Origin of the sequence: Elioraea sp. Yellowstone, from assembly GCF_006704265.1 — a bacterium.
Taxonomy (GTDB): Bacteria; Pseudomonadota; Alphaproteobacteria; order Acetobacterales; family Acetobacteraceae; genus Elioraea.
This window is the reverse complement of the sequence record NZ_VIKA01000052.1, coordinates 1-20,322: the sequence shown is the minus strand read 5'-3', so window position 1 is coordinate 20,322 and position 20,322 is coordinate 1. Positions and strand designations below refer to the sequence as shown.

Genomic DNA, 20,322 nt, shown 5'->3' with positions numbered 1-20,322 from the left:
AAACGGCCGGTCCGCATTCAACGGCGCCATCAACAGCCCCTCAGCAGCGCCCGATCAGCGGGTTTTTCGAGGTGTCCATCCGTCCTCAATCAGCACCCGGCCCGCCTCCTTGCGGCGCGTGGCGCCCTTGCACCCGGTCCAGAGCGGCGAATCGAAGAGCGTCTGCAGGTGTGCGCGCGGCCAGGCGTCGCGGGTGTCGTCAGGGGCAGCGGCTTCGGAGACATGGCGCAGCTCTTTGCTGTCGAATCGCAGCGCAGCGAACGGATTCTCGCCGACGAACTCGCCCTCGGCGATGAAGCGGCGGAAGGCGGAGAAGAAGAACTCCAAGTGGATATTGATCGTCTTCGGGTGCATGGGCGCCGCGAGGGCCTCGGCGCGCTTGCGCGGCACGGTCGAGCCATCGGGCAGCGTGATCGTGGGGCTTGCCGTCGCGGCGAGCGTCTCGCGCAGGACCTTGGCCGTCGCCATCACGGCGCGGAGATCGCCAGCGGCGGCGGCGTCGCGGTAGATCGAGGCCTGCGCCCAGGCGGCGGGCATCTTTTCCAGTTGCCGCTTGAACGCGGCAGCGTCCTGGCGGGTGATCGTGGCGGCAGGCGGATCGCCGACGAGCCCCCGGAACAGGCGCACCGCGACCGCCGCCTTCTGGCGGTTTGCCGGCCCCCAGCGCTTGCGCTCGGCGTGCTGCTTGAAGAGCGTCGAGACGCTCGGCCTCGCGGGGCCGACCTTTCCCTCATCCGCGACCTCCGACGGCCCCGGCCAGCCCTCGTAGGGGAAGTGCGCCGCGAGGGTGCGGCCCATTCGCCGCTCGCCAAGGATGGCGTGCGCCTCCGCGGCAACGCCAGCGGCCATCCGCAGGAAAGAGCGGTGCCGCTCGTCCGGCTCGGGCGCGGCGCGGTTGCGACGTCGCAGGGCGGCCTGCGTGTAGGGCCGGATCTCTTCCAGCGCGTTGCGGGTGAGGACGCCGCGCCAGTAGCGCGCTCGGTCCATCGGGTCGTCGAGCGCCTTCGCCTCCCGCTCCTCGTCGGTGTCGTCATCGCTGATGGCGTCCGGGTCCCAGTTCTCGGGCCGGAACAGATGCTCGCGCTCGCCGCGCGCGATGATGGCGCGGAACATCTCGCGCAGGATCTCCATCAGCTCGGCGTCTGTGGGCTGTTGGGGTTCCTGCGCGGTCATCGCCAGGGTCTCGGCAAGGCTCTCCATCGCGGCGGTCGCCCGCGTCGCCAAACGCCGCGCGAGCCCCCTGTCGCTGGTCCGGAGCGCGATCCCGTAATGCGTGCGCCCGAGGCGCCGGGCGAGCACCATGGGCAGGCGCGCCCGCCAATAGAACCGCCCACCCCTTGCCAATAGATGAACCCGGCCGCCCATGCCCGCGCCCTCGCGCCTGGCGGGGGCAGGTGTCGCACTCAGGTGTGCCAGTTCGGCCCGCCGCCGGATCGGCGGACCGGAGGCCCTGGATGCGCTAAGCCTTTGTTAAGGACTGGCGGAGGGGATGGGATTCGAACCCACGATACGGGTTATCCCCGTATAACGGTTTAGCAAACCGCCGCCTTCAGCCACTCGGCCACCCCTCCGCCGTGAGTGGCGTGCTCACGACGTATGCGGCCTCGGCTTCTAGAGACCCCCTCGGTCCGCGTCAACCGAACCCGTCAGGCTGCCTCCGGGCGGCGCATCGGCACCGCGAAGCCGCGCTGCACGCCCGGCCGCGCCATCATCCGCTGATACCAAGCCTTAACGTTGGGATAGTCCGCAAGCTCCACACGATGGCGCTGATGCCGCCAAGCCCAACCCAGGATGGCAAAATCCGCGATCGATGGCTCGCCCATCGTCGCGACGAAGTCCCGCCCGGCAAGACGCCGGTCAAGCACACCGTAGAGACGGTTCGTCTCCTTCTGGTATCGTTCCAGCGGATGCCGCCGGTCGGCCTCGTTCTCGACCTGCAGATAGGCATGCACCTGTCCGGGGAACGGGCCGAAGCCGCCGACCTGCCACATCAGCCACTCCCAGACGGGGATCCGTCCGGCCAGATCGCGCGGCATGAACCGGCCCGTCTTCTCGGCGAGATAAAGCAGGATCGCCCCGCTCTCGAAGACACTCACCGGCTTGCCGCCGGGGCCGTCGGGATCGACGATCGCGGGGATCTTGTTGTTCGGACTGATCCTGAGGAACTCCGGCGCGAACTGCTCGCCCTTGGTGATGTCGACGACGTGCACGCGATAGGGCAGCGCCATCTCCTCCAGCGCGACACTGATCTTGCGGCCGTTCGGCGTGTCGAAGGTGTAGAGGTCGATCATGCGGGACTCCGTTGCCGCGTGGCGCGTGACGCTAGGGGGCGGGCGGACACGTGTCGAGAGCGACTGCGGGGGATCGGGGCGCCCGCCTGCGACGGAAAACGGGCAGGCCGGTCACCATCCGCCCGCGCGGGCAGGCTCCGCCGCGTGCTCGGCCAGCGCGGCAAGGAACCCCTCCGCCCAGGCGGCGGCGGAGTTCCTCCGCAGCACCGCGATGTCGCCGGTCCAGCGCGCACGCCGTTCCGAGGCGGGCATCACCAGCGCCGCGTTCAGCCCCTCCGCGATCTCGTCCGGATCGTGCGGGTTGACCAGGATCGCCCCCCTGAGTTCTTCGGCTGCCCCGGCGAAACAGGAAAGCACCAGGACGCCCGGATCGGCCGCATCCTGCGCGGCGACGAACTCCTTCGCGACCAGGTTCATCCCGTCGCGCATCGGCGTCACGAGACCGACCCGGGCGAGGCGGTGAAACCCCGCGAGCGTGGCGCGCGGCACCGCGCGCGTCATCCAGCGCACGGGGACCCAGTCGATGTCGCCGTGCTCGCCGTTGATGCGCCCTGCGAGCTCGTCGAGCTCGCGTCTGAGCGCGCGGTACTGCACCACGTCGCCGCGGCTCACCGGCGCCACCTGCAGAAGCGTCACCCGGCCGCGATGTTCGGGGAAGCGACGCAGGAGGGCAGCGAAGCCGCGCAGCCGCTGCGGCAGGCCCTTGGAATAGTCGAGCCGGTCGACACCCAGGATCAGCGCCCGCCCGCCGAGGCTGCCGGCGAGCCGGCGCGCTTCCGGTCCGCGCACGGCCCGCTCGGCCTCGCGCGCGAACTCCTCGGCGTCGATGCCGATCGGAAAGGCGCGCACCGGCACGTCAAAGCCGGCGCTGCGCAACGCTTCGCGCAGATTGGCGGCATCGGTCTCGGTCTGGGTGCCGACAAGGTCGCAGGCGGCGAGTTCGCGCAGCAGGATGTTGCATTGGGGCAACGCGCGGAACAGAGGCAGGGGCGGGAAGGGCACGTGCAGGAAGAAGCCGATGCGCTGCCTCGCACCGGCTGCCCGCAGCGCGGCGGCGAGCGGGAAGAGGTGGAAGTCGTGGATCCAGATCGTGTCGTCCTCGCGCAGAAGGGGCACGAGCGCCTGGGCGAAGGCGGCGTTGACGCGCCGATAGCCCTCCCACTCCTCGCGACGGAACTCGGCGAGTCCCATGCGGTAGTGCAGGAGCGGCCAGAGCATCCCGTTGGAGAAGCCGGTGTAGTAGAGCCGGTAGTCCTCGGCCGTGAGGTCGATCGTGGCGAAGGTGGTCTGGCCGACCGTGACGATCGCCGACGCGCCGCCGGTCTGCGGTCCGGTCTGGCCCGACCAGCCGAACCAGAGCGCCTCGCGCGTCGCCAGCGCCTCCTTCAGCGCGACCGCCAGCCCGCCCGCCTGCGGGCGTTCGCGCGGCCGCGGCACCGGAACACGGTTCGAGACGATCACCAGGCGCGCCAAAATCCCTCCTCCCATGATCTGGACAGACGCATCGCCGACAGGATCAGCCCCACCTGCGAATAGGTCTGCGGATAGTTGCCCCAGAGCTGGCCGGTGCGGGGATCGACATCCTCCGACAGCAGGCCGACATGATTGCGCAACGACAGGATGCGCTCGAACAGGGCACGCGCATCCTCCTCCCGGCCGATCCCGTGCAGCGCGTCGACCAGCCAGAAGCTGCACACGACGAATGCCGTCTCCGGCATGCCGAAATCGTCCGGCGCACTGTAGCGCAGCAGCAGCCCGTCGCGCGCCAGATGTCGCTCGATCGCCTGGACGGTCGCGACGAAACGCGGATCTGCGGGCGCGATCACGCCGATCTCGGGCAGGAGGAGGAGCGCCGCATCCAACCCTTCGCCGTCGAGACTTTCGACGAAGGCACCCTCGCGCTCGCTCCAGGCGCGGCGCAGGATCTCCGCCCGGATCGGCGCGGCGCGGCCGGCCAGTCGCGCCGCCTCCTCGGCAAGCCCGAGATGGCGCGCGACGCGCGCCATCCGGTCGACCGCCGCCCAGCACATCGCTGCCGAGAAGGTATGGACGCGGTTGCGGCCGCGATACTCCCAGATCCCGGCATCGGGCGTCAGTGCCGCCTCGGCGGCGGCCGAGGCCAGGGTCTCGAGCTGGCGGAACAGCGCGCGGTCGCCCGGGCGCGGCAGTCGCTGGTCGAAGAACATCTGCACCGCGGCGAGGATCACGCTGCCCCAGGCGTCGTTCTGCTGCTGGTCCACCGCCGCGTTGCCGATGCGCACGGGCCTTTGGCCGAGGAAGCCGGCGAGCGCGGTCGCCTCCGTCTCGAGCATCGGCCCGTCGGGAACCAGCGGGTAGACCGGGCGCAGCGGCACGCCAGCATCGCCCAGAACCGCGCCGGTGAGGTAGCAGACGAACTTCTCCATCGAGCGCGTCGCCCCGAGGCGGTTCAGCGCCTGCACGGTGAAGAAGGCGTCACGCAGCCAGCAGAAGCGATAGTCCCAGTTGCGGATCGTTCCCGGCGCCTCGGGAATCGAGGTCGTCAGCGCGGCGACGATGCCACCGGTGTCGTCATGCGCACAGAGCTTCAGCGCGATCGCGGCGCGGATCACGGCCTCCTGCCACTCGAACGGGATGTTAAGCAGTCGCACCCATTCCTGCCAGTAGCTGGTGGTCTCCTCCTCGAACCGGCGCGCGAGCTCGGCCGGCGGCTCGGTCAGGCTCTCGTCGGTGCCGATGATCAGCGCGAGCGGCCGGTCGAGCACGAAGGGCGTCTCGTGGCCGATGAAGCCGATCGGTGCGTCGGTCGAGACACGCATGTCCTCGGCCGGACCGCGATAGGAGATGTGGTTCGAGCCCGGGCGGATCTCCGGCGCCTCCGCACCCCAGCCGAAACGCGGGCGGATGCGCAGGCGGATGCGCGGCCGGCCGCTGAGCGGCTGCACGCGGCGCACGAGCATGGGCGGACGGAACATCCGTCCGCGGCGACGGAAGCGCGGCACGGTGTCGGTCACCAGCAGGCGGTTGCCGTCGCGGTCGGCGAGTTCGGTCTCGACGATCGCGGTGTTGCGGCGGTAGCGCTGCACGCTTCCGGTGCGATGGAGGAGTTCGATGTCGGCGAAGCCGTGCTGCGGCGTCTCGCCGTCCAGCAGCGCGCAGAACACCGGATCACCGTCGAGCCGCGGCCAACAGAGCCAGGTGACGCGCGCGGCGGTGTCGATCAGCGCGGCGACCGTGCCGTTGCCGGCGACCGCAAGGTCAAGCGGCTGTGGCACCGCCGGCCTCCTCGGCAAGATCTGCGAGCCAGGCGCGCACGCCGGCAGGATCGCCGAACGCCTCGCTGACCCGCAGACCCACCCCGCCCAGCGCCTCGGCCGCCGCGATCGCCGCCTCGTCGGTGACGTCGTCGCCGACGAACAGGGGGGTGCGGCCGTGGAACGGCACACCGGCCATCAGGGCCCTGAGCGCGGTGCCCTTGTCGGCCGCGTGCGGCTTCACCTCCCAGGCCATGTGCGCAGGCAGCAGCAGGAAACGGTCGTCCTCCGCGATGAGTGCGCGGAGCGCCGCCTCGAACGTCGGCATGGCCGCCGGGGCACGGCGCGCATGCAGCGCGAAGCCGTGGCGCTTCGGCTCGTAGATCGCGCCCGGCACGCGGGATGCAAGCGCTTCGGCCTGCGCGCGCCAAGCGTCGGGCACCGACGGCACATCGACATGCTCGGGCTGTCCGTCACCGTGCCGGCGCAGGGCGGCGCCATGCTCGGCGGCCGCGGGCAGGCGCACCGGCGCGAGGAACGCATCGAGCGTCTCCAGCGGCCGGCCGGAGATCAGCGCCACCGCGCCGCCGAGCCGGCGATGCAGGGAGGCGAGGATCGCCGGCAGAGCCGGATCGACGCGCACGGCGTCGGGTGTCGGCGCGATCTCGACCAGCGTGCCGTCGAAATCGAGGAACAGGGCGAAGCGGCGCAACAGCTCGCCCGGCGCAGGCAACGTCGTCCCGGTCACTCCCGGTAAATGGCAGAAACGTGGCGCCGGTTCCCGATTTCTCACACGATCGTGAGCAGACGCCCGGCTCAGGACCCGCCGATGAGGATCCCCGCCGCCAGCACCAGCGATCCGCCCAGCACGACCTGGAAGGTCGCGCGCAGCCACGGCGTCTCCATGTAACGGTTCTGGATCCAGGCGATCGCCCAGAGCTCGACGAACACCACGGCGAGCGCGATCGCGGTCGCGGTCCAGAAATGCGGGATCAGGTAGGGCAGCGCATGGCCGAGACCGCCGATCGTCGTCATCACGCCCGAGGCGAGGCCACGCTTCCACGGCGCGCCGCGGCCGGAGATCTTGCCGTCGTCGTGCGCGGCCTCGGTGAAGCCCATCGAGATGCCGGCCCCGACCGAGGCGGAAAGGCCGATCAGGAAGGTGGTCCAGGTGTCCTCGGTGGCAAAGGCCGTGGCGAAGATCGGCGCGAGGGTGGAGACCGACCCGTCCATGAGCCCGGCGAGCCCCGGCTGCACCCAGGTCAGCACGAACTGGCGCCGGTCGGCGAGATCCTCCTGCTCGCGCGCCTCCGCTCCGAGATGGGTCTCGGCGAGGCGGTCGGCCTTCTTCTCGTGCCCGGCCTCGACGGCGGCGAGGTCGCCCAGCAGCTTGCGCGTCTCGGCGTCCTGCGTGCGGGAGGCAGCGGCGAGGTAGAAGTCGCGCGCCTCGCGCTCCATCGACGCCGCCTCGGCCCGGATGCGCTCGAGGCCGAGCGACTCGACCAGCCAGACGGGACGGCGGACGTAGAAGTCGGCGACATGCTCGCGGCGGATCGGCACGATCACCTCGCCGAAGCGCCTGCGGTAGATCTCGATCAGGCGCCGGCGGTGGCGATCCTCCTCCGCCGCCATGTCCTCGAACACGGCGGCGGAGGCCGGATAGTCGGCGCGCAGCCTGGCGGCGTAGGTGGCGTAGATCCGGCTGTCCTCCTCCTCGGAGGCGATCGCCAGCGCCAGGATCTCCTTTTCGGAGAGCGAATCGAAGCGTCGCCTTCCACCGAAGGCGAACCCCAGTCTCGACAGCATCGTCCTCTCGCTCCTCGGGACGGCCGTGCGCGGCTGCGCCGGCTGGCGCAAGGAAACGCGCGCCATGCCGGCCAGGCAAGACGCCGGAGAGGAGTCAGGACAGCGCGCGCTTGAGCGCCTCGTTGACGAGCGCCGGATTGCCCTTGCCGGCCATCGCCTTCATCACCTGGCCGACGAAGAAGCCGAACAGCTTGTCCTTGCCCGACTTGTACTCCGCCACCTTGTCGGCATGGGCGGCGAGCACCTGCGCCACGGCCGCGTCGATCGCGCCGGTGTCCGTCACCTGCCTGAGCCCCCTCGCCTCGACGATCGCAACCGGATCGGCACCGGTCTCAACCATCTCCTCGAACACCTGCTTGGCGATGCGGCCCGAGATCGTGTCGTCGGCGATCAGGTCGAGCAGCCTGCCGAGGGACGCGGCCGGCACGGGCGGGTCGGCGATCGACCGACCGCTGCGGTTGAGCGCCGCGAACAGGTCGCCCATCACCCAGTTCGCGGCCTGCTTGGGATCGCGGCCCCTGGCCACGGCCTCGTAGTAGTCGGCAGTGGCCTGCTCGGCGACCAGCACGCGCGCATCATAGGCCGAGAGGCCGTAGTCCCGCTGGAACCGTGCCGCCTTGGCGTCGGGCAGTTCCGGCAGGTGTGCCTTCAGCTCCGCGATCCAGGCCGGGTCGAGCTCGAGCGGCAGCAGGTCCGGATCGGGGAAGTAGCGGTAGTCGTGGGCATGCTCCTTCGAGCGCATGGGCCGGGTGACGCCGCGGTTCGGATCGAACAGCCGCGTCTCCTGCTGCACCTCGCCGCCCGACTCCCAGACCTCGATCTGGCGCCGCGCCTCGGCCTCGATCGCCTGCATCACGAAGCGGATCGAGTTGACGTTCTTCACCTCGCAGCGCGTGCGGTACATCTCGCCCGGGCGGCGCACCGACACGTTCACGTCGGCGCGGAGCGATCCTTCCTCCATGTTGCCGTCGCAGGTGCCCAGATAGCGCAGGATCTGGCGCAGCTTGGCGAGATAGGCGCCAGCCTCCTCGGGCGAGCGGATGTCGGGCTCGGAGACGATCTCCATCAGCGCGACACCGGCGCGGTTGAGGTCGATATAGGACTTGGTCGGGTGCTGGTCGTGCAGCGACTTGCCCGCATCCTGTTCGAGATGCAGCCGCGTGATGCCGATCGTGCGCGTGGTGCCGTCCGCGAGGTCGATGACGATCTCGCCCTTGCCGACGATCGGGTGCTGGTACTGCGAGATCTGATACCCGGCGGGGAGGTCGGCGTAGAAGTAGTTCTTGCGGTCGAAGCGCGACCAAAGATTGATCTGTGCGTTCAGCCCGAGCCCGGTGCGGATCGCCTGCGCCACGCATTCGCGGTTGATCACCGGCAGCATGCCGGGGAATGCGGCGTCGACGAAGCTGACCTGCGTGTTGGGCGCAGCCCCGAAGGCGGTCGCCGCACCGCTGAACAGCTTCGCCTTCGAGATCACCTGGGCATGGACCTCGAGCCCGCAGACGATCTCCCAGGTGCCTGTGCGGCCTTCGAGCGTATAGGTCATGCGGCCCTCACCTGCGGCAGCGCGTCGAACGCGGCGGCCGCCTCGATCGCCGCGGCGACGCGGAACACGGTCTCCTCGTCGAACGCCCGGCCGAGCACCTGAAGCCCGAGCGGCAGGCCCGCGGCATCGAGCCCCGCCGGCACGCTGATCCCCGGCAGGCCGGCGAGGTTCGCCGGCACGGTGAACACGTCGTTGAGGTACATCGTCACCGGATCGTCCTGCTTCTCGCCGATCGCGAAGGCCGACGAGGGTGTGGCCGGCGTCAGGATCGCATCGACGCTGCGGAACGCCTCGTCGAAGTCGCGCTGGATCAGCGCGCGCACCCTCTGTGCCTTCAGGTAATAGGCGTCGTAGTAGCCGGCGCTCAGCACATAGGTGCCGATCAGGATGCGCCGCCGCACCTCCGCGCCGAAGCCCGCCCCGCGCGTCGCCTCGTAGAGATCGTCGAGATCGCCCCCCTCGTCCACGCGCAGCCCGTAGCGCACGCCGTCATACCGCGCGAGATTCGACGACGCCTCGGCCGGCGCGACGATGTAGTAGGTCGGCAGGGCGTAGCGCGTGTGCGGGAGGCTGATGTCGTGGATCGTCGCCCCCGCGTCCTTCAGCCAGGCGATGCCCTGCCGCCAGAGCGCCTCGATCTCCGGCGCCATGCCGTCGAGCCGGTACTCCTTCGGCACGCCGATGCGCAGCCCCTTCACGCCAAGGCCGACCGCCGCCTCGAAATCCGGCACCGGCACGTCGGCCGAGGTGCTGTCCTTCGGGTCATGCCCCGACATCTCGCGCAGCAGAATCGCGGCGTCCCGGACCGTGCGCGCGATCGGCCCGGCCTGGTCGAGCGACGAGGCGAAGGCGACGATGCCCCAGCGCGAACAGCGCCCGTAGGTCGGCTTGATGCCGACCGTGCCGGTGAAGGCTGCGGGCTGGCGGATCGATCCGCCCGTGTCGGTCGCGGTCGCGCCGAGGCAGAGCCGGGCGGCGACCGCCGCCGCCGACCCGCCCGAGGAGCCGCCGGGCACCAGGTCGCGGTTCTCGCCGCGCCGCCGCCAGGGGTTCACCACGTTGCCGAAGGCGGAGGTGGTGTTCGACGAGCCCATCGCGAACTCGTCGAGGTTGGTCTTGCCGAGACACACCGCGCCGGCGGCCCAGAGCCTAGCGCTGACCGTGCTCTCGTAGGGCGGGACGAAGGTGCCGAGGATGCGGCTCGCCGCAGTGGTGCGGATGCCCTCGGTGCAGAACAGGTCCTTGATCGCGAGGGGGATGCCCTCGAGCGGGCGCGCCTCGCCGCGCGCGATCCGCGCATCGGCGGCAGCCGCGTCGGCGAGCGCCCGTTCGGCTGTCACGGTGATGTAGGCGTTCAGGTCCTTCAGCCGCTCGATCGCGGCCAGATGCGCCTCGGCGAGCTCCCGGGCGCTGATCCGCTTCGCCGCGAGGGCCGCGCGCGCCTCGGCGATGGTGAGATCCGTCGGCGCGGTCATTCCACCACCTTCGGCACCGCGAAGAACGACCCCAGGGCGTTGTCCGCGCGGTCCGGCGCGTTCGCCAGGATCGCCTCGTGCAGGTCACCCTCGGTCACCACGTCCTCGCGCATCTTGAGCTTCATGCGCATCGCCCCGGGCAGCGGCTCCACGCCGTCGGTATCGACCTCGGCGAGCTGCTCGATCCAGGCGAGGATGTGGTTCAGCTCGCCCTGGAGGCGCGCGACCTCCTCCTCCTTCACGCGGATGCGGGCGAGCGCGGCAATGCGTCGGACGGTCTCGGCGTCGAGCGACACCTGGCTGCTCCTTCGATGGAAGGCCGGGGTGTTACCATCGGCCCATGCTGGTTGCCAGTGTCGCGGCCCTGCGGGCCGCCCTGCCGAGGGGCGCACGACTGATCGGGCTCGATCCCGGCGCGCGGACGATCGGGGTCGCGCTGTCCGACGTCACCCTGACGATCGCCTCGCCCTACGCGGCGCTGAAGCGGAAAAAGCTCGCGGCCAACGCGGCCGAGATCGCGGCGATCGCGGCGCAGGAGGGCGCGGGCGGGGTGGTGGTCGGGCTGCCGCTCGCGATGGACGGCACCGCCGGCCCCGCCGCCCAGGCGGCGCGCGACTGGGCGGGCGCGCTCGCCGCCGCCCTCGGCCTGCCGGTCGCGCTCTGGGACGAGCGGCTCTCCTCGGCCGCCGTGAACCGGATGCTGATCGGCGAGGCGGACATGACGCGCGCCCGCCGCGCCGCGGTGGTGGACAAGGCGGCGGCCGCCTGGATGCTGCAGGCGGCACTGGACGCGACCCGGCCGGGGATCGCCCCCTTCACTTTATGACTTTATTCCTTTACGCCTTTACTCCGCCCGCCGACCCTGCCGACGCTCTTCACACGGCGCCGGAAGCCCCGCGCAGGAAGCCGCGCCCGGGCACGGCGAGGACTTCAGACAAAAGTCCTATCCCACGCCTTGCCGGCCGAGGTCAAGCGCACGCCCTCGGCGCAGCGGGAAGGGTCAGGGCGAGGGCGGGGCCGCCTCCTCCGGCGCGAAGGCGAGGGCCACGCCGTTGATGCAGTAGCGCAGCCCCGTCGGCGGCGGGCCGTCCGGGAAGACATGCCCCAGATGGCCGCCGCAGGTGGCGCAGTGCACCTCGGTGCGGCGCATGAAGAAGCTGCGGTCCTCGCGCGTCCCCACCGCCCCCTCGAGCGGGCGGGAGAACGAGGGCCAGCCGGTGCCCGAATCGAACTTCGCCTCCGAGGCGAAGAGCGGCGCGCCGCAGCCGGCGCAGGCGAACACGCCCGGCCGCTTCTCGCGGTCGAGCGGGGACGTGCCCGCGCGCTCGGTGCCGTGGCGGCGCAGCACCCGATAGGCCTCGGGCGAGAGGATCGCGCGCCACTCCGCGTCGGACTTCTGGACGGGGAAGGTCTCGGTCGTCGTGCTCATGGCGCTGAAGATGGTCCTGGATGGCGGCGGTGGGAATAGCCGGGCGAGGCCGGTTCCCCCCTTGCGCCGCGGTCACAGCGGCCGCTCGATGCCGCGCAGCCGCGCGGCGACGAAGGTGGCGTAGGGGTCGGTCATGCCGGCCACCGCATCCACCGCCGCGCGCAGGATCTCGTGGCGCGGCCAGTCGGGCTCCGGGCGGTAGTCGCCGAAGATCGTCAGGGCCTGGCGATGGCGCCGCGACAGACGCTCGGCGTCGCGCGCGGCATCGAACGCGACGGCCGCGGCGAAGGCGAGCTCCAGCACCGTGCCGATGATCTCGTCGGCGGCGAGCTCGAACCCAACCTTGCGGTCGTGCACGTAGACGCGGCTGCGGTTGACGCGCTGCGCCTCGGCGAAGGCCTCGCCCACCGCGGGCGCGTGCGCGGCGAGATCGTCGAGCAGGCCGCCGCCGCCATAGGGGGCGCCGGAGACGATCGCCGCGAAGCGTTCGGCGAAGATCGCGGCGGCGGCATCGATCAGCACGCCGATCGCCAAGCCGCGCAACGAGGCGACCTCGCCCGTGCGGCGGCCGGCGATCGGACCGACGATCTCGGCGAACTCGCCCGCCGGCACGATGCCGAGATCGACCGCGTCCTCGAGGTCGGCGAGGGTGTAGGCGATGTCGTCGGCCGCCTCCACCAGCCAGGTCGCGGGATGGCGCGGCGCGGCCGCCGGATCGTCGATGCCGTAGAGATGGCGCACGACATCGGCGAAGGCCTCGGCCTCCGTCTCGAACACGCAGAACTTCGTCCCGCCGCGGGACCGGGCGTCGCGCGCGCCCCAGGGATACTTCAGCATCGCGCCGAGCGTCGCGTAGGTCAGGCGGAAGCCGCGGCGCATCCGGTGCATGTCGATCTTGGTGACGATGCGGAAGCCCTGCGCGTTGCCGTCGAAGAAGGCGAGGTCCGAAGGCGCGTCGGGCAGGTCCGCGGACAGCGCGGCGAGCTTCGCCGCCAGCGCCTCCTCGCCGGCATGGCCGAAGGTCGGGTTGCCGATGTCGTGGATCAGGCAGGCCGAGCGCACCACGGCGCCGACCTCCTGCGGGCTCACCTCCGCCCCCCTCAGCCGGTCCTCGATCAGCCCGGCCGCCTTCACGCCGAGCGACCGGCCGACCGAGGCGACCTCGAGCGTGTGCACCAGCCGGTTGCGCACGTGGCTGTCGTGCGGCAGCGGATGCACCTGCGTCTTCGCCTGCAGGCGGCGGAAGGGCCGCGCGAAGGTGATGCGGTCCTGGTCGCGCTGGAAGGCGTCGCGGTGCGGCTCGTCGCGCGGCGCGGCCTCGCCGAAGCGGACGCGCGAGAACAGCCGCGCGAGGTCGAGCATCAGCCGCGCAGGCGCGCGATCGTCGCGGTGGTGGAATTGCCGGGCAGGAGTTCCGCCAGCATCACCCGCCCGCCCCAGGAGCGCACGAGATCCGCCCCCACCACCTGGTCGAGCGTGTAGTCCGCCCCCTTCACCAGCAGGTCGGGCCGCAGCGCGGCGATCAGCGCCTCGGGCGTGTCCTCCTCGAAGATCGTGACGAGATCGACATCGGCGAGGCTCGCCAGCACCGCCGCCCGCGCCGCTTCCGGCTGCACCGGACGGTTCGCCCCCTTCAGCCGCCGCACGGAGGCATCCGAGTTGAGCCCGACCACCAGCCGGTCGCAGGCCGCGCGCGCCTGCTCGATCAGGTGCACATGGCCGGGATGGAGGAGGTCGAAGCAGCCGTTGGTGAAGCCGATGCGCCAGCCGCGCCGGCGCCAGCGCTCCACCTGCTCGGCCGCCGCCTCCAGGCTCACCACCTTGCGCAGCGCGCCGGTCGCGGGGGCCAGGGCTTCCAGCAGCTCCGTCTCGCGCGCCACCGCCGTGCCGATCTTGCCCACCACCACGCCGGCGGCGATGTTGGCGAGCCGCGCGGCCACCGGCAGCTTCAGCCCCGCGGCGATGCCGGCGGCCAGCGTGGCCACCACCGTGTCGCCCGCGCCGGAGACGTCGAACACCTCCTTCGCCTCGGCGGCGAAATGGGTCACCTGGCCACCCTGCCGCCCCTCGACCAGGGTCAGCCCGTCCTCGGCGCGCGTGCACAGCACCGCCCCGAAGCCGTGCGCGGCGATCAGCGCGCGGCAGGCGGCCACCACCTCGTCGGCGGTGCCCGTGGGCAGGCCCGTGCCCTCGGCGAGCTCGCGCCGGTTCGGCGTGACGACATCGGCGCCGGCATAGCGCGAATAGTCGCGCCCCTTGGGATCGACGATGACGAAGCGGCGGCGCTTGCGCGCGGCCGCGATGATCCGCGCCGCCGTGTCGCCCGCCAGCGTGCCCTTCAGGTAGTCGCTGATCACCACCACCCTGCACGCCGCCATCGCGTCGGTCGCGATCGCGACCAGCCGGTCGGCGAGCTTCGGATGCACCGCCTCGGTGGTCTCGCGATCGGCGCGCAGGAGCTGCTGGCCGGCGGCGAGGTAGCGCGTCTTCACGGTGGTGAGCCGCCCGCCCTGCACGAGCAGCCAGGGCTCGACATTCGGCTGGCCGCCGATCAGGGCGGTGAGGTCGGCCCCCGCCTGGTCGTCGCCCACCACGGTCAGGAACGAGGCGGAGCCGCCGAGCGCGGTGACGTTGCGCACCACGTTGCCGGCCCCTCCCGGCATCGCCACCTCGCGCTCGACGGTCACCACGGGGATCGGCGCCTCGGGGCTGACCCGCTCGACCGAGCCGTAGACGTAGCGGTCGAGCATCGCATCGCCCACCACCAGCACCGAGGCGCGCTTGAGCGCGCGCGCGGCGGCGACGAGGTCGGTCGTGTCGGAAGCGGTCATCGGCACCGGCATAGCGAGGGGGCGGGCGGGCGGCAAGCGGCCCGGCTCATGCCTGGTAGAGCGCCATCCGGTCGGCCCAGAACGCGGCCGCGGTCAGCCGGCCGCCGTAGACCGCGCCGGTGTCGAGGCCGATGCGGTTGGGCCGGATCACCGGCGCGCGCCCAGGCGTGTGGCCGTGCACCACCACCGCGCCGTGCGCGGCGGCGGAGGAGAGGAAGGGCTCGCGGATCCAGATCAGGTCCTCCTCGTCCTGGGCGTCGAGCGGCACCCCCGGGCGCACCCCGGCATGGACGAACAGGTAGCCGCCGACGCGATGCCGCCGGGCGAGCCCGCGCAGGAAGGTGAGGTGGCGGGGCGGCAGGCGCGCGGCCCAGGCCTCCGGCTCGTCCTCCCCGGTCAGACCGTAGGAGAGGAGGGTGGCGACCCCGCCGTTGCGCAGCCACAGCGCGAGCGCGGCCTCGTCGCCGGGCCGGTCCAGCGCGGCCAGCATCATCGCCTCGTGGTTGCCGCAGAGATGCACCGTGGTGGCGGGAATCGGCGGGGTCAGCACGCGCTCGATCACGCCGCGGCTGTCCGGCCCGCGATCGACGTAGTCGCCGAGATAGACGATCACGCGTTCGGACTCCGGCGCGCGGGCGGCGTCCTCGGCGATCAGCGCGTGGATGGCGTCGAGCTGTGCTGCGCAGCCATGCGGATCGCCGACGGCGTAGAGGCGCAGGCCGGGCGGCAGGCTGGCGGGAGCCGGCAGGATCTCGGGGGGCATCGGCGCGGAGTCTAGCAGCCTGTCGGAGTCGGGTCTGCGGCGCACGCTGCCTGCCGAGAGAGCGCCGAATACGTCACGATGATCCATGACCGCGCTCTTGTGCGGAATGGAGGATCGACCGTTGCGTGACGAGCGAGCAAATCCGACAGGCTGCTCGGCTCCGCGTCCTGGTCTCCCTCCCCCCGCCGACCATGCCAGCCGTCCGATCGGATCAAACCCTCCGCAGAGCCAGCGCCCGGAACGGCGTGACCGCGGTCTGAACCGCTCCGCGACCCTTCGGCGGCGGTTCGGCTCGTGCGACGCCGCCAGCCTCCGGCCATCGGGCATGGCGTGGCAGGCGTCCCGCCTCCGTCCGCCGGCATGTCCGGCCGCCTGCCCGCGTCGGCCTCGGCCCGCTCACCCGATCAAGAAGCGTCCCGGCCGCGGAATCGATCCCATCCGCGATCGACGCCAGCGCCGCCCGCCGCGACGGATGCTCGTCATCCCGCACCATCCGCACCGTGCGCTCGCAGGCGGAAACCCGCCTGACCGGCCGTCACAGCCCCGATCGTCGGCAGGTTATCGTCGGCAGGTTGGCGAATCCGGATCCCTCGTCCCCGACACCAGGGAGTCCCCGATCCGTTCCATCGCGTCGGGGCGCAGTGACGCTCCGTGACAGAACACGGAGAGCCCGGTCCGTCCCGGGATGCCGGGGAGCGTCCTGCGCCGCGGCGCGACATCAGTGCCGCTCCACGCCTCGGCGAGCGGCGTGCCGTCCATCCCATCGGCCGCGACCCCGAGCAGCGCCAGAACGGTCGGCGCGATGTCGGTCAGATCCGCCGGGCGCCGCAGCACCACGCCCCGCGCCAGCGCGTCGCCCCCGATCGCCAGCACGATGGCCAGTTCCCGGCCGTGCAGCCCGCCATGCATGCCGCCACCGACGGGCACGTCGCCGATGTCGATGAGCCCGACGCCGGCCACGCCGCGCGCATCCGGTTCGTCGGAGCCCGCGAAGGTGACCACGATATCAGGCGACCGCTCATGGCGAGCGCCGAGCGCGGCCAGCGGGATGGTGCCCGGGATCCCCTCGTCGCGTGCGAGCACGAGGCCGACCCAGGGCCGGGAGGCCAGCCATGCCGCGAGCGCGGCCGTGGTCGCGGCGTCGCGGTCGCGCACCCACAGGCCGGGAGCACCGCCGCCGCCGAGCACGATCCGAGCGCCGATCGCACCGTCCCGTGCCGCCATGAATCCGCCCGCGCGCAGCTCGGCGGCAAGATCGAGCCGCTCGGTACCGGTGACGTGGCCGTGATCGGAGAGCGCGATCACGACGATGCCCTCGCGGTCCGGCTGAGCCTCGCGCCACGCCAGCACCTCGGCGAAGGCCTCGTCGGCAGCGCGCATGGCGGCACGCGCCTCCTCGCTGCCGAGGCCGCGGTAGTGGTAGCTGACATCGGGCTCGCTCGACCAGAACAGCGCGGCCGCGGCGCGGCGTTCGGCGAGTACGTGGTCGATGAACAGCCGGGCGGCGTGACGGATGCGCGGCGTGTTCGGCACATCCGCCGGCGGCGCCGCGGCGAACCGCGCCTCGAGCCCCCGTGCCGGCCCCACCGCCTCCTCCGGATGCCAGCGGAACGCGCCGAGCGCCTCCGCTTCCGGGAAGATCGCGCGTCCCGCCCCGACCGTGCCGGTCCAGACCACGTCGAGCGTGCGCCCGGCGGCGGCAAGGCGCGCGCCCAGGCTCGGCACCGCGAGCAGCCGCCCATGCGCGGCGACCAGCGCGTCGATGTCGGCGGCCCGTTTGGTGTTGAGCATGCGATCCGGCGCCGCGGTGGGATCGTACAGGCTGTTCGCGACCAGACCGTGCGTGCCCGGCCGGCAGCCGGTCGCGAGCGAGGGGATGGCGACGCGCGTCTCGGACGGAAACACGCTGCGCGCATTGGCAAAGCGCACACCCTCGCGGATGAAGCGCGCCAGCGCAGGCATGGTACGGTCGGTGACGAGATCGGGACGGAGCCCGTCGAAGCCGAAGAGCACGACGCGGGAGGCGAGCGGCATCGGGCGATCCTAGCGCAGGGTCGGGTCGAGACGGTCGCGCAGCCAGTCGCCGACCAGGCTGATCGACAGGGTGGTGAGCACGATCGTGGCGGAGGGAGTGAGCATGATCCAGGGGGCACGGGTGAGATACTCGCGGCCGTAGCCCACCATGTTGCCGAGGCTGGTGAGCGGCGGCTGCACGCCGAGGCCGAGGAAGGAGAGCCCGCTCTCCAGCAGGATGATCTCGGGGAAGGTGAGCGTCGCGGTGACGATCAGCGTCGAGGCGATGTTGGGCAGCACGTGCACGCCGTAGATGCGCGCCGGGCCGGCGCCGAGCTGGCGCACCGCGCTCGCATAGCCCTGCTCGTTCGCCGCGATCGTCAGTCCGCGCGCGATGCGCGCATAGCGTTCCCAGCCGTGGAAGCCCATCAGGGCGACGAACAGCGGCAGCGAGTTGCCGAGGAAGGCGAGCACGGAGAGCGCGATGATCAGGAACGGCATCGAGGCCTGGAAGTCGACGAGCGCGAGCACGACCTGCTCCACCCGGCCGCGGAAATGCGCCGCCAGCAGGCCGAGCGTCGTGCCGAGCACGGCGCTGATGACGGTGGCGCCGAAGGCGATCAGCACGCTCATGCGGATCGATACGATCAGGCGCGAGAGCACGTCGCGGCCGAGCTCGTCGCTGCCGAGCAGATGCGTCCAGGACCCGCCCATGAACACCGGCGGCAGCAGCCGGCCGCGCAGGTCGAGGGCGGTGAAGGAGTAGGGCGCGAGGCTGTCCGCGAACAGCGCGACCACCAGCATGGTGGCGATCCAGGCGAGGGCGAGCAGCACGCCGGGCGGCCAAGCCTCGAGCGCGCGGGCGAGCCTGCCGCGCTCCTCCACCGCGGCCGCGGCGGACGGCACCGCGGCGGCGGCGTCCTGCGGCGCCACCTCAGCCGGCCCCCGCCATGCGCGCGGTACGCAGCCGCGGGTCGATCCATCCGTACAGCATGTCCACCACCAGGTTCGCGCACACCATCGCCGCCGCGATCAGCAGCAGGATCGTCTGCACGATCGCGAGATCCCGGTTCGCCACCGCGACGACCAGCAGCCGCCCGACGCCGGGCCAGGAGAACACGCTCTCCACCACCACCGCACCCGCGACCAGGGAGCCGACCATGAAGCCGATGATCGTCACCGTCGGGATCGCCGCGTTCGGCAGCGCATGGTGGGTGACGACGCGCCGCCACGGCAGGCCCTTGGCCGAGGCCGCGCGGATGTAGGGCTGGCCGAGCACCTCGAGCATCGCGCTGCGGGTGAAGCGGGCGAGGACGGCGGCTCCGGCGAGGCCGAGCGTCACCACCGGCAGGATGGCGTGCTGCCAGGACTCCGCCCCGCCCGAGGGCAGCCAGCCGAGCTGGACCGCGAACACCAGCACGAGCAGCAGGGCGAGCACGAAGGAGGGCACGGTGAAGCCGGCGACGGAGACGACCATGGTGAGCCGGTCCGCGAGCCGGTTGCGGTTCAGCGCGGCGTAGATTCCGGCCGGCACGCCGAGCAGCAGCTTGAGCGCGAAGGCCGGAAGGGTGAGCGCGAGGGTGGCCGGCACCCGCTCCATCACCACCGCGAGGGCAGGCCTGCCATCGCGCATCGACTGGCCGAGGTCGCCCCGTGCCACCTGCACGAAGTAGCGTACGTACTGCTCCCAGACCGGCCGGTCGAGGCCCCAGGCGGCGCGGAACGCCTCGATCGCCTCGGGCGGCGCATCCACCGACATGATGAGCAGCGCCGGATCGCCGGAGAGGCGCAGCACGACGAAGGCGAAGGTCACCACCGCGACGATGGTCAGGATCGCGCGGGCGACCCGCGAGAGCAGGAAGCGCAGCATCAGGCGGCCGGACGCCTCGCGGCGGCCTCGCCGTGGGCGAGGTGGCAGGCGACCAGCCGGCCGTCGCCACGCGCCTTCAGCACCGGCACCTCGCTGCGACAGGCGGCGAGCGCGACCGGGCAGCGCGGGTGGAACGCGCAGCCCGGCGGCACGGCGATGGGGTTGGGCGGGTCGCCCTCGAGAACGATGCGGACGCGTGCCCGGTTGCGGCGCACCACCGGGATCGCCGAGACGAGCGCGCGCGTATAGGGGTGCGCCGGATCGCCGAACAGCGCCTCGGGCGTGCCCTGCTCGACGATCCGGCCGAGATACATCACCGCCACCTCGTGCGCGACCTGGCGCACCACCTTGAGGTCGTGGCTGATGAACAGGAAGGCCACGCCGAAGCGCGCCTGGAGCTCCTCGAACAGCGTCAGCACCTGCGCCTGGATCGAGACGTCGAGCGCCGAGACCGGCTCGTCGGCGACGATCAGGCGCGGCCCGAGGATGAGCGCGCGCGCGAGCACGACGCGCTGGCGCTGGCCGCCCGAGAGCTCGTGCGGGTAGCGCTGGGCGAGCGGCGCGGGCAGCCCGACCTGCGCGAGCATCGCGAGGGCGCGCTCGCGCCGTTCGGCAGGCCGCAGGCCGCCATGGATCGCGAGCGGCTCCGCCACCTGGACGACCACCGGCAGCCGGCGATCGAGCGCGCCGAGCGGATCCTGATAGACCATCTGCATGCGGGCGCGCAGGGCACGCCAGGCGGCGGTACCGGCCGGCGGCAGCGCCTCGCCTTCGAAGCGCGTCGTCCCCCGGGTCGGCGGCACGAGGCCGAGCACGAGCTTGGCAGTGGTCGTCTTGCCACAGCCGGACTCGCCCACCAGGGCGAGGGTGCGGCCGGGGTCGAGCCGGAAGGACACGCCATCCACCGCGCGCAGCACACCGCGCCGGCCGAGCAGCCCGCCGAGGCGGACGGCGTAGTGGCGCGCGAGCCCCTCGGCCTCGAGCAGCGCGGTCATGCGAAGACGGGTTCCGCGGCGGCGGCGGCGCGCGGGCCGGGGCGGAGGCAGGCGGCGCGGTGGCCGGGCC

18 protein-coding genes and 1 tRNA gene are annotated in these 20,322 nt (G+C 72.1%); 1 reads left to right on the top strand and 18 read right to left on the bottom strand.

Annotated features, from left to right (window positions below; genetic code table 11):
* Positions 1-54: 54 nt before the first annotated feature.
* From FK498_RS09520 to gatC, 10 genes are all read right to left on the bottom strand, one after another.
* Complete coding sequence (locus tag FK498_RS09520; protein ID WP_370510888.1) at positions 55-1,365, bottom strand: DUF6538 domain-containing protein; 1,311 nt, start codon at positions 1,363-1,365, stop codon at positions 55-57.
* Positions 1,366-1,478: 113 nt separating this feature from the next.
* Positions 1,479-1,571: transfer RNA gene (locus FK498_RS09515), tRNA-Ser, on the bottom strand.
* Between the two features lie 75 nt (positions 1,572-1,646).
* A complete protein-coding gene (locus FK498_RS09510) occupies positions 1,647-2,291 on the bottom strand; it encodes a glutathione S-transferase family protein (RefSeq protein WP_141853915.1) in 645 nt (214 codons plus the stop codon).
* 111 nt (positions 2,292-2,402) lie between these two features.
* A complete protein-coding gene (locus FK498_RS09505; RefSeq protein WP_141853913.1) occupies positions 2,403-3,764 on the bottom strand; it encodes a trehalose-6-phosphate synthase in 1,362 nt (453 codons plus the stop codon).
* Positions 3,749-5,545 carry a glycoside hydrolase family 15 protein gene (locus FK498_RS09500; protein ID WP_141853911.1) on the bottom strand — a complete coding sequence of 599 codons (1,797 nt, stop codon included), beginning with the start codon at positions 5,543-5,545 and terminating at the stop codon, positions 3,749-3,751. The genes FK498_RS09505 and FK498_RS09500 overlap by 16 nt, the downstream gene beginning before the upstream one ends.
* Complete coding sequence (gene otsB, locus FK498_RS09495; RefSeq protein WP_161988362.1) at positions 5,529-6,272, bottom strand: trehalose-phosphatase; 744 nt, start codon at positions 6,270-6,272, stop codon at positions 5,529-5,531. Before otsB ends, FK498_RS09500 begins: the two co-directional genes overlap by 17 nt.
* Positions 6,273-6,340: 68 nt before the next feature.
* A complete protein-coding gene (gene mbfA / locus FK498_RS09490; RefSeq protein WP_141853907.1) occupies positions 6,341-7,330 on the bottom strand; it encodes an iron exporter MbfA in 990 nt (329 codons plus the stop codon).
* A 94-nt stretch (positions 7,331-7,424) separates the two neighbouring features.
* The gene (gene gatB / locus FK498_RS09485; RefSeq protein ID WP_141853905.1) at positions 7,425-8,876 is read right to left on the bottom strand and encodes an Asp-tRNA(Asn)/Glu-tRNA(Gln) amidotransferase subunit GatB; all 1,452 of its coding nucleotides are present in this window, start codon (positions 8,874-8,876) and stop codon (positions 7,425-7,427) included.
* Positions 8,873-10,351 (bottom strand): Asp-tRNA(Asn)/Glu-tRNA(Gln) amidotransferase subunit GatA, encoded by a 1,479-nt coding sequence (gene gatA, locus FK498_RS09480; protein ID WP_141853903.1) that lies wholly within the window; start codon positions 10,349-10,351, stop codon positions 8,873-8,875. Before gatA ends, gatB begins: the two co-directional genes overlap by 4 nt.
* Entirely contained in the window at positions 10,348-10,647 is a 300-nt protein-coding gene (gene gatC / locus FK498_RS09475; RefSeq protein WP_141853902.1) for an Asp-tRNA(Asn)/Glu-tRNA(Gln) amidotransferase subunit GatC, read from the bottom strand. Before gatC ends, gatA begins: the two co-directional genes overlap by 4 nt.
* Before the next feature lie 44 nt (positions 10,648-10,691).
* Between gatC and ruvX the strand changes: the two genes are divergently transcribed.
* Positions 10,692-11,177, top strand: coding sequence for a Holliday junction resolvase RuvX (ruvX, locus tag FK498_RS09470; protein WP_141853900.1), 486 nt, complete (start codon positions 10,692-10,694; stop codon positions 11,175-11,177).
* A 174-nt stretch (positions 11,178-11,351) separates the two neighbouring features.
* On the opposite strand, the gene msrB is transcribed toward ruvX, so the two are convergent.
* From msrB to FK498_RS09430, 8 genes are all read right to left on the bottom strand, one after another.
* Positions 11,352-11,780, bottom strand: a complete 429-nt coding sequence (gene msrB / locus FK498_RS09465; RefSeq protein ID WP_141853898.1) for a peptide-methionine (R)-S-oxide reductase MsrB — start codon at positions 11,778-11,780, stop codon at positions 11,352-11,354.
* A 72-nt stretch (positions 11,781-11,852) separates the two neighbouring features.
* Positions 11,853-13,142, bottom strand: coding sequence for a dGTP triphosphohydrolase (dgt, locus tag FK498_RS09460; RefSeq protein WP_141853896.1), 1,290 nt, complete (start codon positions 13,140-13,142; stop codon positions 11,853-11,855).
* Positions 13,142-14,611, bottom strand: a complete 1,470-nt coding sequence (gene rfaE1, locus FK498_RS09455) for a D-glycero-beta-D-manno-heptose-7-phosphate kinase (RefSeq protein ID WP_161988361.1) — start codon at positions 14,609-14,611, stop codon at positions 13,142-13,144. Before rfaE1 ends, dgt begins: the two co-directional genes overlap by 1 nt.
* 46 nt (positions 14,612-14,657) lie before the next feature.
* The gene (locus FK498_RS09450; protein ID WP_141853895.1) at positions 14,658-15,374 is read right to left on the bottom strand and encodes a metallophosphoesterase family protein; all 717 of its coding nucleotides are present in this window, start codon (positions 15,372-15,374) and stop codon (positions 14,658-14,660) included.
* A 558-nt stretch (positions 15,375-15,932) separates the two neighbouring features.
* Positions 15,933-17,408, bottom strand: coding sequence for an alkaline phosphatase family protein (locus FK498_RS09445; RefSeq protein ID WP_141853893.1), 1,476 nt, complete (start codon positions 17,406-17,408; stop codon positions 15,933-15,935).
* Positions 17,409-17,417: 9 nt separating this feature from the next.
* Positions 17,418-18,320, bottom strand: a complete 903-nt coding sequence (locus tag FK498_RS09440; protein WP_237560898.1) for an ABC transporter permease — start codon at positions 18,318-18,320, stop codon at positions 17,418-17,420.
* 1 nt (position 18,321) lies between these two features.
* Positions 18,322-19,257, bottom strand: coding sequence for an ABC transporter permease (locus FK498_RS09435; protein ID WP_202614799.1), 936 nt, complete (start codon positions 19,255-19,257; stop codon positions 18,322-18,324).
* A complete protein-coding gene (locus tag FK498_RS09430; protein ID WP_141853891.1) occupies positions 19,257-20,252 on the bottom strand; it encodes an ABC transporter ATP-binding protein in 996 nt (331 codons plus the stop codon). The genes FK498_RS09435 and FK498_RS09430 overlap by 1 nt, the downstream gene beginning before the upstream one ends.
* Positions 20,253-20,322 lie beyond the last annotated feature (70 nt).